Source organism: Pseudomonas sp. TE4620 (assembly GCF_056279045.1).
Genome location: NZ_JBWBQO010000001.1, coordinates 4,474,710 through 4,490,299 on the forward strand (window position 1 = coordinate 4,474,710; position 15,590 = coordinate 4,490,299).

12 protein-coding genes and 1 tRNA gene are annotated in these 15,590 nt (G+C 64.6%); 5 read left to right on the top strand and 8 right to left on the bottom strand.

Annotated elements, in window-relative coordinates:
* The first annotated feature begins 187 nt into the window (after positions 1–187).
* From ACZ9A3_RS20785 to ACZ9A3_RS20795, 3 genes are read left to right on the top strand one after another with little or no spacing between them, the layout of a single operon-like run.
* A complete protein-coding gene (locus tag ACZ9A3_RS20785; protein ID WP_258595069.1) occupies positions 188–1,231 on the top strand; it encodes a TauD/TfdA family dioxygenase in 1,044 nt (347 codons plus the stop codon).
* A gap of 16 nt (positions 1,232–1,247) precedes the next feature.
* On the top strand, positions 1,248–2,042 hold the full coding sequence (locus tag ACZ9A3_RS20790) for a TSUP family transporter (RefSeq protein WP_476253081.1): 795 nt from the start codon (positions 1,248–1,250) through the stop codon (positions 2,040–2,042).
* Between the two features lie 9 nt (positions 2,043–2,051).
* Positions 2,052–2,891 carry an alpha/beta hydrolase gene (locus ACZ9A3_RS20795; protein ID WP_093379020.1) on the top strand — a complete coding sequence of 280 codons (840 nt, stop codon included), beginning with the start codon at positions 2,052–2,054 and terminating at the stop codon, positions 2,889–2,891.
* Between the two features lie 5 nt (positions 2,892–2,896).
* Here ACZ9A3_RS20795 and ACZ9A3_RS20800 read toward each other — a convergent pair whose 3' ends face one another.
* On the bottom strand, positions 2,897–3,715 hold the full coding sequence (locus ACZ9A3_RS20800) for a helix-turn-helix domain-containing protein (protein ID WP_045199998.1): 819 nt from the start codon (positions 3,713–3,715) through the stop codon (positions 2,897–2,899).
* 175 nt (positions 3,716–3,890) lie between these two features.
* On the opposite strand from ACZ9A3_RS20800, the gene ACZ9A3_RS20805 reads away from it, so the two are divergent.
* Together ACZ9A3_RS20805 and ACZ9A3_RS20810 are read left to right on the top strand one after the other, a co-directional pair.
* Positions 3,891–5,333: an alanine/glycine:cation symporter family protein gene (locus ACZ9A3_RS20805; RefSeq protein WP_045200000.1), complete on the top strand. Its 1,443-nt coding sequence runs from the start codon at positions 3,891–3,893 to the stop codon at positions 5,331–5,333.
* A 1-nt stretch (position 5,334) separates the two neighbouring features.
* Positions 5,335–6,327: an asparaginase gene (locus ACZ9A3_RS20810; RefSeq protein WP_258595073.1), complete on the top strand. Its 993-nt coding sequence runs from the start codon at positions 5,335–5,337 to the stop codon at positions 6,325–6,327.
* A gap of 3 nt (positions 6,328–6,330) precedes the next feature.
* Here the strand turns inward: ACZ9A3_RS20810 and ACZ9A3_RS20815 are convergent.
* From ACZ9A3_RS20815 to fdnG, 7 genes are all read right to left on the bottom strand, one after another.
* Positions 6,331–6,426: transfer RNA gene (locus ACZ9A3_RS20815), tRNA-Sec, on the bottom strand.
* A gap of 9 nt (positions 6,427–6,435) precedes the next feature.
* Positions 6,436–8,355 carry a selenocysteine-specific translation elongation factor gene (selB, locus tag ACZ9A3_RS20820; RefSeq protein ID WP_476253082.1) on the bottom strand — a complete coding sequence of 640 codons (1,920 nt, stop codon included), beginning with the start codon at positions 8,353–8,355 and terminating at the stop codon, positions 6,436–6,438.
* Positions 8,352–9,767: an L-seryl-tRNA(Sec) selenium transferase gene (gene selA, locus ACZ9A3_RS20825; protein ID WP_476253083.1), complete on the bottom strand. Its 1,416-nt coding sequence runs from the start codon at positions 9,765–9,767 to the stop codon at positions 8,352–8,354. The genes selB and selA overlap by 4 nt, the downstream gene beginning before the upstream one ends.
* Before the next feature lie 62 nt (positions 9,768–9,829).
* Positions 9,830–10,753: a formate dehydrogenase accessory protein FdhE gene (gene fdhE / locus ACZ9A3_RS20830; protein ID WP_476253084.1), complete on the bottom strand. Its 924-nt coding sequence runs from the start codon at positions 10,751–10,753 to the stop codon at positions 9,830–9,832.
* Between the two features lie 4 nt (positions 10,754–10,757).
* Positions 10,758–11,411: a formate dehydrogenase subunit gamma gene (locus ACZ9A3_RS20835; protein WP_045200010.1), complete on the bottom strand. Its 654-nt coding sequence runs from the start codon at positions 11,409–11,411 to the stop codon at positions 10,758–10,760.
* Positions 11,408–12,358 carry a formate dehydrogenase subunit beta gene (gene fdxH / locus ACZ9A3_RS20840; protein ID WP_045200013.1) on the bottom strand — a complete coding sequence of 317 codons (951 nt, stop codon included), beginning with the start codon at positions 12,356–12,358 and terminating at the stop codon, positions 11,408–11,410. The genes ACZ9A3_RS20835 and fdxH overlap by 4 nt, the downstream gene beginning before the upstream one ends.
* Positions 12,358–15,423 carry a formate dehydrogenase-N subunit alpha gene (gene fdnG, locus ACZ9A3_RS20845; protein ID WP_476253085.1) on the bottom strand — a complete coding sequence of 1,022 codons (3,066 nt, stop codon included), beginning with the start codon at positions 15,421–15,423 and terminating at the stop codon, positions 12,358–12,360. The genes fdxH and fdnG overlap by 1 nt, the downstream gene beginning before the upstream one ends.
* Between the last annotated feature and the right edge of the window lie 167 nt (positions 15,424–15,590).

The window sequence follows — 15,590 nt, forward strand, 5'->3', positions numbered from 1 at the left end:
GCAAGGTTTTTCCTGTGCTTACACAAATCCGGAAACTGCCTATACTGCGCCCGGAATGAGCTGACTCGCCTGAATGGATTAACCAGGAGAATAGTTAGCTTATTCGTTCGCCGGGGCGCAGCAGCACTTTCTGCACCCTGGCCGGCACGGATTGCCAGATAAAACCAATAACAAAGGAATGTTTCCCATGCAGGATTCGGAAGTCGCGTACCTGAGTTTCGACCAAGACCAGGCCCGTACGCTGGCAGCTGCCAGCCAGCACCTCGCCGAACTCGGCGGCCCTCAGGCCCGCGGAGTCGCCAACCAGGCGCGCCAGTGGGCACAACGCCTGCACCCTACCCTCGACGCCAGCCAGAAGGCCGTGTTGCAACGCTTTGCCGATGGCCAGTTGTCCGCCCTGATGTGCTCGCAGATGGCCTGCCTCGGCAGCGATCCGCTGCCCGAGCATCTGCCTGAGCTGGCCACCCTGGCTCAGAGCGAGCGCTGCCTGTACCTGGCCTCGCGCAACCAGTTGCTGCTGGAGCTGGTGAACTACCGGGCCTTTGCCTTCGATATCGACAACGAAGGCCAGATCATGCGGCTGGTCGGCAACTTCAAAGGCGGCGGCAGCGTGCCCCGCCCCGACGAACACCAGCACACCGAAGTCGAACTCAGCTCTCACGCCGGGTTGCGCCTGGGCCCGCATACCGAAGCGCCCTACAACTGTTCGGTTGCCGCCAGCGAGGGCCGCTCACCTGCGCCGTCAGCGCTGATCCTTTCCGCGCGCTGGAACCCGGCGGGCGAACCGACCCGGATCATCCCGCTGCGCGCCATCATCGAGCAACTGGGCAGCCTGCATGCGCTGGCGTTGACCTCGGCCTCCTTCGACTTCACCCGCAGCGAGTGCTTTGTCGCCGGTCAAGGCGAGGCCGGCCAGGCCACGTCGATGCTGCAGTTCGATCCCGACGGCGGTTTCAGCCTGCGCTACAACTCGTATCGTTTCTCGTTGAACGATCACGCCAGCGACGCCGCAGCCCGTGCCTTCGACGCCTTCCAGGCGCTGGTCCGGGACGCCCAGCCCTTGCCGTTCGTGCTCCAACCCGATAGCGCCTTGCTGATCAATAACTGCCGCGCCCTACACGGGCGCGACATTCTCCAGGACAACCGGCGCCTGCTGGTGCGCCTGTTCGGCTACTCGCGATTCGCGCGCCCGATAGTCCTCAATGATGACCCGCTGCTGGTACGTGGCTGAACAAGGGAACCCCCCGATGATGGAAATTGATATCACCCTGCTGCTGACCCTGGCGTCGGTAGCGCTGATGGCCGGATTTTTCGATGCCATCGCCGGCGGCGGCGGGCTGATCACCCTGCCGGTGCTGTTCGTTGCCGGCATCGACCCGCTGGCAGCGATCGCCACCAACAAGTTCCAGGCCGCCTCGGCGACGGTCTCGGCCACCTTTGCCTTTGCCCGCAAGGGCATGATCGACTGGAAGCGCGGCCTGCCCATGGCGGCCATGGCTTTTGCCGGTGGCGCCCTCGGGGCGCTGTCGGTGAGCCTGGTGCCCAAGAGTTTCCTCCAGGCCTGCGTACCGGTGCTGCTGATCCTGGTGGCCGCCTACTTTGCCTTCAGCCCCAAGCCGGACGAGCAGCAGCGCAAGGCGAGGATCTCGATCAGCCTGTTCTGCCTGGCGGTGGCGCCAGTGATCGGCTTCTACGACGGGGTGTTCGGCCCCGGCGTTGGCTCGTTCTACATGGTGGCGTGCGTGGTTCTGCTCGGCCAGCCGATGCTGCGCGCGGTGTGCAACAGCAAACTGCTCAACGCCGCCTGCAACCTCGGGGCGCTGTCGGTGTTTTCCCTGAGCGGCGCGATCGTCTGGCCGCTGGCCCTGGCGATGGCTTGCGCGGCCTTCGTCGGCGCGCAACTGGGGGCTCGCTGCGCGGTGCATTTCGGTCCTAAACTGATCAAGCCGCTGCTGGTCTGCGTGTGCTGCATCATGGCCCTCAAGCTGCTGCTCAGCGCCGGCAACCCCCTTGGCGAATGGCTGCAACATCAGCTTCTATAGGCGGTGTCCATGCACCTGGAAGCAATTTCGACCCAACGTTCCACCTGGCAGTACGACGAACCCGCGCCAGCTACCGAGCGCTTCATCAGCGAAACCTTCGACGGTTTCCAGCAACAGGCGCGGCTGCTTATACCTGACCAGGAGCGCGCTGCGCCGATGTTCGTAATCGGTGGCGCGCGCTCGGACTTCACTCGCCTCAACCCGCTGCTGTATCGCCTGCAGCAGCAGGGGATCGGCTCGCTGACCGGCAACCTCTCCGGCCACAGCCTGGCCGCCGAGCCCGGCGCGCCGCAGCCGTCGCTGACCACCAACCTGGAAGAAGCGCAGCGCTTTCACCGGCATATCGCCGAGCGCTGCCAGACCCTGCTCGGCCACAGCCTGGGCGGCGCCATCGCGTTGAAACTGGCAGCGCAAACGCCGGCCATCGACAAACTGGTGCTGATCTGCCCGGCGGTTTACCCGGACGCCGCCCACCAGGCGCCGTTCGGCCCGGCCTTCAGCGCAGCGATCCGCCAGCCCTACGGCTTTCTCGACTGCGACAGCTACGAGTTTCTGCGCTCGTTTGCGGGCCGGGTGCTGCTGGTGATCGGCGAATTCGACGGGCTCAACTCCAAAGCCTACGGGCAAGCCGAAGGCACCTCGGCCGGCACCTTGTGGCTGGCCGGCGCCCAGCGCTATAGCCCGATCCCTGAAGAAGTCACCCAGGCCCTGCTGCGCGCCGTGCCGGCACCGCACCTGGAATGCCTGCTGCTGACCGACTGCGATCACGGCATTGCCGCACACCTGCGCGACAAGCCGGCGGTGGCCAATCAGGTGGCGCAGGTGGTGGCCGAGTTCATTCTCGGCTAAGCGGGTTATTCAATCTCGAACAGGCCGTTGCGGATCGGCCCGGCGCTCAGGCGTTCACGCACGTCGTCGTCGATCCGTGGATCGTCCGGGCGGTACAGCTTGACCTGGCGGTAGGCGCTGATGCGGTTGATCTCGGTGCCGAGGAACTCCCACACCACCCGGGTGCAGGCCGGGGTACGCCGGTCACCACTGGAAACCCCGGTCTTGAGACCGTTGAGGCGGGTGATGCGGCTCTTGAAGCTGGGAATGAGGATGGTCTGGCTCATCTCGTTGACCGTCAACGACTCGTAATCGAGCAGAAACAGGCGGTCCTGCAACTGGAACGCCGCGCCCAGGTAACGGCAGCGCACCCAGTCTTCGGCCTGCACATCGGTACTGCTGGAGCGCTCCTGACGCTCCTGGCGCTCGAACAGAAAACTGCCGCGCTCTTCGCGCAGGTGCACCAGCGACAGCAGGATGGAGCCGGGTACCGACATGCAGTTGGAGTATTCGAAGTAGTAACCGCAATAGCGCGACAGGTTGCCGGCGTGTTCGCGCAACGGCCGCAGCAGCTCGGCCAGCGGATCGTTGTGGCTGAGCGCCTGGTTGGCGGTACTGCGCGCACCAATCAGGCGCGCGAACTGCTCCGGCGGCAAACCCAGTTCGTAATCCTCGACACCGAAGAAATCGCCGATGCGCTTGAGGTTGTACGCCGTCGGCTGGCTTTGCCCGCTCAGGTACTTGTTGAACTGTGCACGATTGATCGACAGCTGCCGGCAAACTTCCGAGATAGAGCGGTAGTGGCTGCAGGCGAGCTTGAGATTGGCGCCGAGATGTTCGCTCATGTGAGCTGTTCCAGGTGATGCGACAGGCGCCAGTTTAGCATCAAGTCGCATCAACTGAGAGCAACCCGCGAAATTGTAACCAGTCTTGTCATGACCAACCATGCGCCCCACGGACACGGCGCATCGACGCCGACCTGTCGTCTTTCATGCGAAGAATAAGAATCGAGGTCATTTCATGCTCGAAGCGCTCAACGATTTCCTCTCGGGGAAACTCCTCATCGTGCTTATCGTCGGACTCGGCAGCTACTTCACCCTGCGCTCCCGTTTCGTCCAGTTCCGCCATTTCGGCCACATGTTCAGCGTCTTCAAGGAATCCCTACGCGGCCAGGCAGGCCAGCTGAGCTCGTTCCAGGCGCTGATGCTGAGCCTGGCCGGCCGCGTCGGTGCCGGTAACATCGCCGGTGTCGGCATCGCCGTGACCCTCGGCGGCCCGGGCGCGGTGTTCTGGATGTGGGTGACCGCGCTGGTGGGCATGTCCAGCAGCTTTTTCGAGTGCACCCTGGCCCAGGTCTACAAACGTAGCGACGGCGACGGCCTGTACCGTGGCGGCCCGGCCTACTACATCCAGCACGGCCTGAAGCTGCGCTGGATGGCGATGGTGTTCGCGATTCTGCTGCTGGTGACCTACGGCTTTACCTTCAATGGCCTGCAGTCCTACACCGTGACCCACTCGCTGCAGAACGCCTTCGGCTTCGAGCCGAAATACACCGGTATCGCCCTCGCCGCCCTGCTCGGCCTGGTGTTCATCGGCGGTATCAAGCGTATCGCCTCGGTGTCCGACCTGCTGGTCCCGGTCAAGACCCTGGCCTACATCGGCGTGACCCTGTACGTGATCTTCACCCAGATCGAACACGTGCCGGCCATGCTCGAAACCATCGTCAAGAGCGCTTTCGGCCTTGATCCGGCCTTTGCCGGCCTGCTCGGCAGCGCTATCGTCATGGGCGTCAAACGTGGCGTGTTCGCCAACGAAGCCGGCCTTGGCAGTGCACCGAACGTCGCCGCCGTGGCCGCGGTGAAACACCCGGCCGCCCAAGGTGTGGTCCAGGCGTTCAGCGTGTTCCTCGACACCTTCGTGATCTGCACCTGCACCGCACTGCTGATCCTGCTGTCGGGCTTCTACACCCCAGGCTTTGAAGGTGACGGCATCGCCCTGACCCAGAACTCCCTGGCTGCGGTAGTCGGTGACTGGGGACGGATTTTCGTCAGTGTCGCGCTGTCGCTGTTCGTCTTCACCTGCATCCTCTACAACTACTACCTGGGCGAAACCAGCCTGCAGTTCTTCACCCGCAACCGCCTGGTGCTGCTGGGCTACCGCGGCCTGGTACTGCTGCTGATTCTCTGGGGTTCGGTGCAAAACCTGTCGACCGTGTTCGCTTTCGCCGACATCACCATGACCTGCCTGGCGTTCGTCAACCTGGTAGCCCTGGCCCTGCTGTTCAAGGTCGGCCTGCGGGTGATGCGCGACTACGACGAACAGCGCCGCGCCGGTATCGCCCAGCCAGTGTTCGACGCGTCGAAGTTTTCCGACCTGGACCTGGACCCGGCTGCCTGGCCAGTGAATCCGCAGGTCGAGACCCGGACCGACGTCAACGTCGCCAACGCACAGACGCAGAGCTGACATGCGCGCCGTCAACAACCTTCTGGTGCTGTACACCGGCGGCACCATCGGCATGCTGCAAACCCCGCAGGGCCTGGCGCCTGCCGGCGGCTTTGAAGCGCGTATGCGCGAGCACCTGGAACAACTGGCCGATGCACCGCTACTGAGCTGGCGGCTGCGCGAACTGCGGCCATTGATCGACAGCGCCAACATGCAGCAAAGCAACTGGCTGGCCATGCGCGAGGCGATTGTCGAAGCGGTGGAGCGCGATGGCCACGACGGTATCCTGCTGCTGCACGGCACCGACACCCTGGCCTACACCGCAGCGGCGCTGTCGTTTTTGCTGCTCGGCCTGCCAGTACCGGTACTGCTGACCGGCTCGATGTTGCCGGCCGGCACCGCCGACAGCGACGCCTGGGACAACCTTTGCGGCGCCCTGCGGGTGATGGCATCCGGTATCGACAATGGCGTGCAGCTGTATTTCCACGGCCAGCTGCTGCACGGCGCGCGCACGTCGAAGCTGCGCAGCGAAGCCTTCGATGCCTTCGCCGCGCTGCCGCGTGAGCGCGATGGACAACGCGCCGAGTCGCTCCCGGCCTGCCTGGATTACCGCCAGCCACGCCAACCGGTAAACCTGATGGTGCTGCCGGTGTTCCCCGGGCTGCAGGTCGGCCATCTGCGCGGCCTGCTCTCTAGCGGCGTGCAGGGCTTGCTGCTGGAGTGCTACGGCAGCGGCACCGGGCCATCGGACGATCAGGACCTGCTCGATGCGCTGCACGACGCCCGCCAAGGCGGGGTGTTGATTGCGGCCATCAGCCAGTGTCCGGAAGGCGCGGTGCACTTCGACACCTATGCGGCCGGCAGCCGCCTGCGCGATACCGGCCTGGTCAGCGCCGGCGGCATGACCCGCGAAGCGGCGCTGGGCAAGATGTTCGCATTGCTCGGTGCCGGGCTCGATGTGCAAGCGGCGGAACACTGGTTCGCCCAGGACCTGTGCGGCGAGCGCGCCCAGTAGAAATGGCGGAAGGCAGCGGGAGTCGAACCTGCCCGGGAACGGCTGCCGTCCCCAACCGGGTTTGAAGCCCGGCCGCGCCACCGGGCGCGATTGCCTTCCTTGAACGGGTTACTGCCCCGGCGCCTGGGCCAGGGCATTGTCGGCGCGAACCTGGCGTCGGTCACCGACACGCCGGGTCAGGCCGATGCGGTCGAAGTACTCGAGTATCTGCACACTGCGCTTGCGCCCGATCCCCAGCACATCGCGAAACGCCGCCACCTGCACCACCGGATCGTCGCTGGCCAGCTGCAAGAGCATAGCCGCCATTTGCCGGATCGTGGCCTCAGGATAGAACAGATCGCGCACCACCTGGTGCACCTGGCCCAAACGCCCAAGCTTGCGCAGCAACAGGCGCACCTCGGCTTCATCGACTTGTAGTGACCTGGCCAGGTCGCGTACCCAGGGCGGGTCGAACAGCCCCTCGACCAGCAATGGCTGCACCTGGCTCCACAGCTGCGAGTCAGCATCGCTCAAGCGTATCTGGTGCTCGGGCAGGTGCAGCCAGGGCCCGCTGCTGACCAACCTGCCGCTGGCGAGCAGTTCATCCACCAGGCTGATGAAGGCCGGGCGCTCAAGGGTCAGGCCAACAAAACGGCGCAAGCGATCACGATCAGGACCGAGCTGGTCCGGCTCCTGTTCATGAAACCGCGCCAGCCCCTCCAGCAACGCCGTTTGCAATGTTTGCCAATGCTCATCGGTGAACAGCAGCGGGCCTTGGCGAGTGGCGATTACCCGGACATTGGCCGGCAGTTGCCAGCGGCTGCGCAGGCGATTGAACTGGCGCTCCAGGCGTTGCGGGTCGAGGCCCAGGTCATCACTGGCCAGCAGCGCCGGCAAGGCCTGCTCAAGGCTGTCGGCGCCAGCCAGGGCCTGCAACTGGGCAATGCGCGCCTCGCTGCGGCGCTGGCGCGCAGGTGCAAAGGGATCGAGCACCCGGCCGCCACCGAGGGTACGTTGCGCACGCTGGTCACGCAACACCAAGCGATCACCGTGCACCGCCTGTACCGGTGCATTGGTGAGCAGTTGGGCGAACATGCGCTTGCCCGGTAGCACATGCTCGCCCTGCAACAACGCTACCCGGGCGGTGACATCCTGGGTGCCCAGGTGCACATGCACCGGGCTGAAGTGCTCGAAGGCGCGCAGTTCGCTGGCCAGCAGTTGCAGCTCGATGTCCACGCGCTGGGTCGGCGCATGCAGCCACTCGGCAAGCAGCCAGTCACCGCGGTGAATCTGCTCAAGGGCCAGGCGCTCGGCACTGATGTTCAAGGCCACCCGCTGCCCAGCTTGGGCCTCGACGGCGGCCTGGTTCTGCGCATGCAGGCCACGCACCCGCACCGGCTTGCCGGCTTTGCCGAGCAGCAAGCTGTCACCCAGTTGCACACGCCCGTCCAGCGCCGTGCCGGTGACCACGATGCCGGCACCGGCAACCGCAAAAGCGCGGTCAATGGCCAGGCGAAAACTGCCCTGGCTGCTGCGCTGGCTAACCTCAGCCTGAGCCGCCAGCAAGGCCTGGCGCAGCGCCTCGATGCCCTCGCCAGTGACGCTGGAAACTGCAAACTGCAATGCCCCCGCATACGGCCCGGCAGCCAGCAGCACGCTGACCTGGGCTTGCACTTCCTGCAGCCGCTGCGGCTCGACCCGGTCGCATTTGCTGATCACCACCAAGGCCTGGGGAATGCCCAGCAGCTCGACGATCGCCAGGTGCTCGCGGGTCTGCGGCATCACCCCGTCATCGGCGGCCACGACCAGCAGCACCAGGTCGATGCCCTGGGCGCCAGCGAGCATGTTGTGGATAAACCGCTCGTGACCGGGCACGTCGATAAAGCCGGTTAGAGCTGCGCCAGGGCTGAGGGCGGCATAACGATAACCGAGGTCGATGGTCATGCCGCGCTCGCGCTCTTCCCGGCGCTGGTCGCCCGCCTGGCCGGTCAGGGCCTCGAGCAAAGCGGTCTTGCCGTGGTCGATATGCCCGGCGGTACCGATAATCACGCCTGCACCTGCGCCAGTTGCGCCAGCCACGCGGTTTCGTCATCGAGCTGGCGCAGGTCCAGCCACAGGGCATCGTCATCGATGCGCCCGAGCACTGGAATCGGCAAGGCCCGCAGCGCGCGTTCCAGGCCATGCAAGGCGCGACCGCGCAGGCGCTTGGACACCTGCGGGCGCACACACAAGGCCGCACTGGGCAAGCGCGCCACCGGCTGGCTGCCACTGCCGATCATGCCCAGTGCAAGCTCTGCGCTGACCGTCCACTGCTCGCCCAGCTGTTGCGCCAACGCTGGCTGCAAGCGCTCGGCCTGCTGGTGGATCTCGGCCTGCGGCCGGGTCAGCAGGCGCAGGCTGGGCAGGCGCTCGGCCAGTTGATCAGGATTACGGTACAAGCCCAGCACCGCCTCAAGCGCTGCGAGGGTGAGCTTGTCGACCCGCAAGGCGCGCTTGAGCGGGTTCTTTTTGATCCGCGCGATCAAGTCCTTGCGCCCGACAATGATGCCAGCCTGTGGCCCGCCCAACAGCTTGTCGCCGCTGAAGGTGACAAGATCGGCGCCATCGGCCAGGGCCTGGCGCACAGTCGGCTCGGCCGGCAGGCCCCAGCGGCTCAAGTCGAGCAGGCTGCCGCTGCCGAGGTCTTCGAGCAGGGGCAAATCATGGCGATGAGCCAAGCGCGCCAGTTCTGCGGTCGGCACCTGGGTGGTGAAGCCTTGAATGCTGTAATTGCTGCAATGCACGCGCATCAACAGGCCGCTGCGCGGGCCGATGGCCGCCTCGTAATCGCGGGCATGGGTGCGATTGGTGGTGCCCACCTCATGCAGCTTGACCCCGGCGCGGGCCATGATGTCGGGAATGCGAAAAGCGCCACCGATCTCGATCAACTCACCGCGCGAGATGATCCCCTCTTTGCGCGCACCGAGGCTATTGAGCGCCAGCAGTACGGCAGCGGCGTTGTTGTTGACCACAGTGACGGCTTCGGCGCCGGTGAGCTCGCGGATCAAGCCTTCAATCAGGTCATCGCGATCGCCGCGCTTGCCGCTGGCCAGGTCGAACTCGAGGTTGAGCGGATAGCGGGCCGCCAGTTGCACCGCATCGATAGCTTCCTCGGGCAGCAAGGCCCGGCCCAGGTTGGTGTGCAGCACCGTGCCGGTGAGGTTGAAGACCCGCCGCACCTGGCTGCGGTGGCGAACCACCAGGCGCTCGCCGGCGCGGCCGAGCAGCACCGGCGCGGCCAGTTCGGCGGCGTCCAGTTGGCCGAGCCGGGCGTCCTCGCGCAGGTCGTCGAGCAACTGGCGCAAGGTCGCCAGCAGCGCGTCGCGACCGTAACGCTCGGTCAGCGGCTGGCTGGCGGGGTGACGCAACAGAGTGTCGATGGAGGGCAGGCGGATCGGGAGCTTGGCGAGGTTGGACGGCATGCAGACGGTTCTCAACTTCAGTGGGCGCTGGCCATGGGCAAAACCTCAGTGTAGACCCGATCTCACTCCCCTCCCGGCGCCAGCAAAAGGTTCGGCGCCAGGCGCTGGAAGCCTTCCTGATCCAGGCGCAGGTCCAGCGCCAGGCTGGCAAGGTCGGCCGACAGTGCTTCGGCATCGGCGTCGTTTTCCAGGTAGATATGCTTGAGGTAGGTGTTGCAGCCCGGGCAGCATTCGGCCTGCAGCGGCGCCTTGGCGCTGGCGTAACGGTCATCCTCGAAGCTGAAGTACTTGAGGCCCTTGCTCTGTTCGCAGTACACGCATTTGACCCGCACCACATGCCATTCGCAGGCACACAGCGAACACACCAGGTAACGTAGGCCGCTGTACTTGCCGCGATGGCGGATGACCCCGGCCATGGCCGGCGAGCCACAGGCCGGGCATTGGCAGAGGCTGTCCGCCGCTTTCAGTTCGCCCCCCTGCAGGCTCAGCAGCCAATGGCTCCAGGCCGCCTGCAGTGCAGCGCCCAGGAACGGCACCAGCGCCGCCGGCACCAGGCTGTATGAACCTGTGAGCAAGGCGATGGCCCACAGCTTGCGCTGCTCATCGGCGGCGCATTGCAGCACAGACACGGCATCGGCCACGGCGCCACTCGAAGCCGGATAGCGCTGCAACAACGCCTGTAGATAAGCCAGCCAGTGTCCGTCGCGCACCAGGCTGTCGGCAGCCAGCGGCGGCAAGCCATGCTCGACACACAGGCGCTGGCGTTCGCTGTCGCTAGGAGCTGCGGCAGGCGGCTGGTCGAGCAGGCTCTGTTGCACATGGCAGAGGCCGGCCAGCAGACGCAGGTAATCCGCCAGCGGGTTGCCCTCGGCCAGTTGCTCCAGGCGCTGCGCACGCAGGGCGAACAGGTTCTTCGGCGGCAGGTAGAGAAACGGCGGCGTGCTGGCCGCCGCTTCGATCTGCCCGGGTTCCAGAAGAGTACTCAAGCGCTCATCCTTTTTTATTGATCGGCGGTGGCGGCTGTTTGTCGCCGGTCACTTCCCGATACCACAGCTCATGGTGTTTTTTCGCCCAGGCGCGGCTGACCCACCCATGCAGCATGGCGCTGACCGAACCCTTGATCCAGATCCCGGCGTAAATATGGACGATGATGCTCAGCACCAGCACGAACGCCGCCAGGGCGTGCGCCAGGGTCGCCAGGCGAATCGAACCGATACCGAAATAACTGCTGAAGTAGGCCCGCCAGATCACCACGCCGCTGATCAACAGCACCAGCATGCACAGCAGCAAGGTCCAGAACAGCAGCTTCTGCCCGGGGTTGTACTTGCCGATTGGCGGTACGCCCTCCTCTTCGTTGCGCATCACCCGGTCGATACGCTTGAGCCATAGGCGGTCGTTGGCGATGAAGTAGTTCGCCCGCCAGAAACGCAGCACCAGGCCAACAAAAAACACGAACATCAACACGCCCATGAACGGATGCAAAATCCGTGTCCACGGCCCGCCGCCGAACAGATGGCTGAGCCAGAACAGTGCCGGGTGAAACAGTGCCAGCCCCGACAACCCGGCCATGATGAACAGGATCGCCACCAGCCAGTGATTGGTCCGTTCGTTGGCGTTGTAGCGCAGGATAGGTTTGTCGTTCATGGTCGTTCCTCCCCTTGCCCGCCCGGCCGGTTCGGGTCATAGACATGCACCGCCGGGTCGACCACCTGCACACTGGTATCCGCAGGGCTCGGGTGCTCGTCCTCTTCGACCCGCTGCGGGCCGACGCGCACATAGTGGAAGAACCCGGCGAGCACCGCCGCGCCCATGGCCAGCAGCGCCAGCGGCTTGGTCACGCCTTTCCACAGGCCTACCAGCGGGCTGATGATCGGCTGGTCCGGCAGGCCCGCGTACAAACGCGGGGTATCGGCATGGTGCAGCACGTACATCACGTGGGTACCGCCGACACCATCGGGATCGTACAGGCCGGCGTTGTCGAAACCCCGCGACTTGAGGTCGACGATGCGCTCGGCGGCGTGCTCCTTCATGTCCTGCTTGCTGCCGAAGACAATGGCGCCGGTCGGACAGGTTTTCACACAGGCCGGCTCCAGCCCCACCGACACCCGGTCGGAACACAGGGTGCACTTGTAGGCCTTGTGGTCCTTCTGCGAGATTCGCGGGATGTTGAACGGGCAGCCGGTGATGCAGTAGCCGCAGCCAATGCAGTGGTCCTGGTTGAAATCGACGATGCCGTTGGCATGCTTGATGATTGCCCCCGGGCTCGGACAGGCCTTCAGGCAACCGGGATCGGCGCAGTGCATGCAACCGTCCTTGCGGATCAGCCACTCCAGGTTGCCGTCGCCGGTTTCGTGCTCGGTAAAGCGCATCAGCGTCCAGGTTTCGGCGCTCAGGTCCTGGGGGTTGTCGTAGGTGCCATGGTTGTGACCGACCTCGTCTCGCAGCTCGTTCCACTCCGAACAGGCCACCTGGCAGGCCTTGCAACCGATGCACTTGGTGGTGTCGATCAGCTTGGCCACCTCCTCCAGCTGGCGGATCGACGAGGGCGGCGTGGTGGTGGCCGAACGGGCGATGATGTCTTGGCTAGCCATCAGATTTTCTCCACGTTGACCAGGAACGACTTCGATTCCGGCGTCTGCGTATTACCATCACCGAGGAACGGCACCAGGGTGTTGGTCAGGTAGCCGTGGCGGGTACTGCCGGTGAAGCCCCAGTGCAGCGGAATGCCGATCTGGTGCACGGTCTGGTTGTTGACCTGCAACGGCCGGATGCGCTTGGTGACCACCGCTACCGCTTCGATATGCCCGCGCTTGCAGGTGACCCGCACGCGGTCGCCGGCGACGATGCCCTTCTCTTGCGCCAGCACTTCGCCGATCTCGACAAACTGCTCGGGCTGGGCAATGGCGTTGAGCTTGCAGTGCTTGCTCCAGAAGTGGAAATGCTCGGTCAGCCGGTAACTGGTCGCCGCGTAAGGGAAATCCTTGGCCTGGCCAAGGGTGTCCCACACCGAATCGAAGATGCGCCCGGCCGGGTTGCTGGTCGCCTGCTTGTTGTTCGGGTGCAGCGGGTTGATGCCGATCGGCGTTTCGAAAGGCTCGTAATGCTCGGGGAACGGGCCTTCGTTCATCTTGTCGACGGCAAAGAAGCGCGCCACCCCTTCAGGGTTCATGATGAACGGGTTCATGCCGGCCTCTGGCGGCACGTCGGCCTTGTAGTCCGGGGTATCGGTGCCGCCCCAGGCTTTGCCGTTCCACCACACCAGGCGCTTGTTCGGGTCCCACGGCTTGCCTTGCGGATCGGCCGAGGCGCGGTTGTAGAGGATCCGCCGGTTGGCCGGCCAGGCCCAGGCCCAGCCGAGGTTCTGCTTCATGCCGAATGGGTCGCTGTTGTCGCGCCGGGCCATCTGGTTACCCTGCTCGGTCCAGCTGCCGCAGAAGATCCAGCAGCCAGAAGCAGTACTGCCGTCATCCTTGAGCTGGGCAAAACCGGACAACTGCTGGCCGGCCTTGAGGGTAGCGCCAGTGGCATCAGTGAGGTCGCTGACGGCGTTGCCGTTGAGCTCCCTGGCCAGTTCTTCGGGCGACGGTTCATCGGCTACCTTGTAGGGCCAGCTGAGGTTCAACAGCGGCTCGGCAAAGGCGCCGCCTTCGGTCTGGTAGCGTTTGCGCAGGCGCAGGAACAGCTCACTCATGATGCGCACGTCGGTGCGGGTTTCCCCCGGGCCGTCGGCGCCCTTCCAGTGCCATTGCAACCAGCGGCTGCTGTTGACCAGCGAGCCGTCCTCTTCGGCAAAGCAGGTGGTGGGCAGGCGGATGACTTCGGTCTGGATAGCCTCGCTCTGCACGTCGTTATAGGGCCCGACGTTGCGCCAGAACTCCGAGGTCTCGGTGGCCAGCGGGTCCATCACCACCAGCCACTTGAGCTTGCTCAGGGCCGCAGTCACGCGGTTTTTGTCCGGCAACGCGGCAATCGGGTTAAAGCCCTGGCACATGTAGCCGTTGACCTTGCCCTGGCCCATCAGGTCGAACATCTTCAGCACGTCGTAACCGGGAATATCCAGCTTCGGCAGCCAGTCGTAGCCCCAATGGTTCTCTGCGCTGGCATTGGCGCCATACCAGGCCTTCATCAGGCTGACGTGGAACTTGCCGTAGTTCTGCCAGTACGACAGCTGCCCCGGCCGCAACGGTTTGAGCGCCCGCTTGGCGATGTAGGCGTCGTAGTCCTGCTCGGCATCGCCCGGCAGGGTCAAGTAGCCCGGCAGCGAGTTGGACAGCAGGCCGAGGTCGGTCAGGCCCTGGATGTTGGAGTGCCCGCGCAGGGCATTGACACCGCCACCGGGCATGCCGACGTTACCCAGCAGCAGTTGCACCATCGCCGCACTGCGAATGATCTGCGCACCGATCGAGTGCTGGGTCCAGCCCAGGGCATAGAGGATCGTCATGGTCTTGCCCGGTTGCGAGCAGGTGGCGATCTCTTCCCAGATCTTCAGCATGCGGTCTTGCGGCATGCCGCAGGTCATGCTCGCCAGTTCCGCGGTGTAGCGGCTGTAGTGCAGCTTCATCAGCTGGTAGACGCAGCGCGGGTCCTGCAGGGTCGGGTCGACCTTGGCAAAGCCGTCCTCGCCCAGCTCGTAACCCCAGCCGGACTTGTCGGTGTAGCTGCGCTTGGCCGAGTCATAGCCACTGAACAGGCCATCCTCGAAGCCAAAGCCGGCTTTGACGATAAACGACACGTCGGTGTAGTTGCGCACGTACTCGTGCTGGATCTTGTCGTTACTCAGCAGGTAATTGATCAGGCCCCCCATGAAGGCGATATCGCTACCGGTGCGAATCGGCGCGTAGTAATCGGCCACCGACGCGGTACGGGTAAACCGCGGGTCGACCACGATCAGCCGGGCCTTGTTATGGGCCTTGGCTTCGGTCACCCATTTGAAGCCGCACGGGTGCGCTTCTGCTGCGTTGCCGCCCATCACCAGGATCAGATTCGCGTTGGCGATATCGGTCCAGTGGTTGGTCATGGCACCACGGCCGTACGTCGGGGCAAGACTTGCCACCGTCGGACCATGTCAGACACGCGCTTGGTTATCGAACCCCAGCATGCCCAGGCTGCGAATGACCTTGTGGGTCAGGTAACCGGCTTCGCTGGACGCCGCCGATGCCGCCAAAAAACCCGTGGTCAGCCAACGGTTGACCGTCTGCCCCTGGGCGTTCTTCTCGATGAAGTTGGCGTCGCGGTCGGTCTTGACCAGATCGGCGATACGGTCCAGCGCCTCATCCCAGGACACCCGCGTCCACTCGCTGCTGCCGGGCTTGCGCACTTGCGGGTACTGCAGGCGGCTGGGGCTGTGGATAAAGTCGAGCAGGCCGGCGCCTTTCGGGCACAGCGTACCGCGGTTCACCGGATGGTCGGCGTCGCCTTCGATATGGATGATGTTCTGCGCAACGTTCTTGCCGCCGTCCCCCTGGCTGTACAGGATCAGGCCACAGCCGACCGAGCAATAGGGGCAGGTGTTGCGCGTTTCCTTAGTGTGCGCCAGCTTGAAGTGGCGCACCTGCTCGGCGAAGGCAGGTGTCGGGGCCATGCCCAACGCTGCCAGGCTCGAGCCTCCAAGGCCAACTGCTGCGACCTTGAAGAACTGCCGACGGTTGAGATCCATCGTGCACTCCTGATCAGGTGGTGGACGCGCGGGACGTTGCCGGCGTCTCTTGAAACGATCACGGTGGCGGCAGATTGATGGCTGCCAACTGTCACTCTAGTCAAGATTCCCGGGAACGGGATGAAAACGGATTGTCGGTCGACAAAAAGCAAAACGCCCGATGCGAT

What these genes read in the sequence shown, in the direction of transcription:
- ACZ9A3_RS20785 (WP_258595069.1), top strand. Translation starts at nt 188, where the DNA reads ATGCAGGATTCGGAAGTCGCGTACCTGAGTTTCGACCAAGACCAGGCC.
- ACZ9A3_RS20790 (WP_476253081.1), top strand. Translation starts at nt 1,248, where the DNA reads ATGATGGAAATTGATATCACCCTGCTGCTGACCCTGGCGTCGGTAGCG.
- ACZ9A3_RS20795 (WP_093379020.1), top strand. Translation starts at nt 2,052, where the DNA reads ATGCACCTGGAAGCAATTTCGACCCAACGTTCCACCTGGCAGTACGAC.
- ACZ9A3_RS20800 (WP_045199998.1), bottom strand. Translation starts at nt 3,715, where the DNA reads ATGAGCGAACATCTCGGCGCCAATCTCAAGCTCGCCTGCAGCCACTAC.
- ACZ9A3_RS20805 (WP_045200000.1), top strand. Translation starts at nt 3,891, where the DNA reads ATGCTCGAAGCGCTCAACGATTTCCTCTCGGGGAAACTCCTCATCGTG.
- ACZ9A3_RS20810 (WP_258595073.1), top strand. Translation starts at nt 5,335, where the DNA reads ATGCGCGCCGTCAACAACCTTCTGGTGCTGTACACCGGCGGCACCATC.
- selA (WP_476253083.1), bottom strand. Translation starts at nt 9,767, where the DNA reads ATGCCGTCCAACCTCGCCAAGCTCCCGATCCGCCTGCCCTCCATCGAC.
- ACZ9A3_RS20835 (WP_045200010.1), bottom strand. Translation starts at nt 11,411, where the DNA reads ATGAACGACAAACCTATCCTGCGCTACAACGCCAACGAACGGACCAAT.
- fdxH (WP_045200013.1), bottom strand. Translation starts at nt 12,358, where the DNA reads ATGGCTAGCCAAGACATCATCGCCCGTTCGGCCACCACCACGCCGCCC.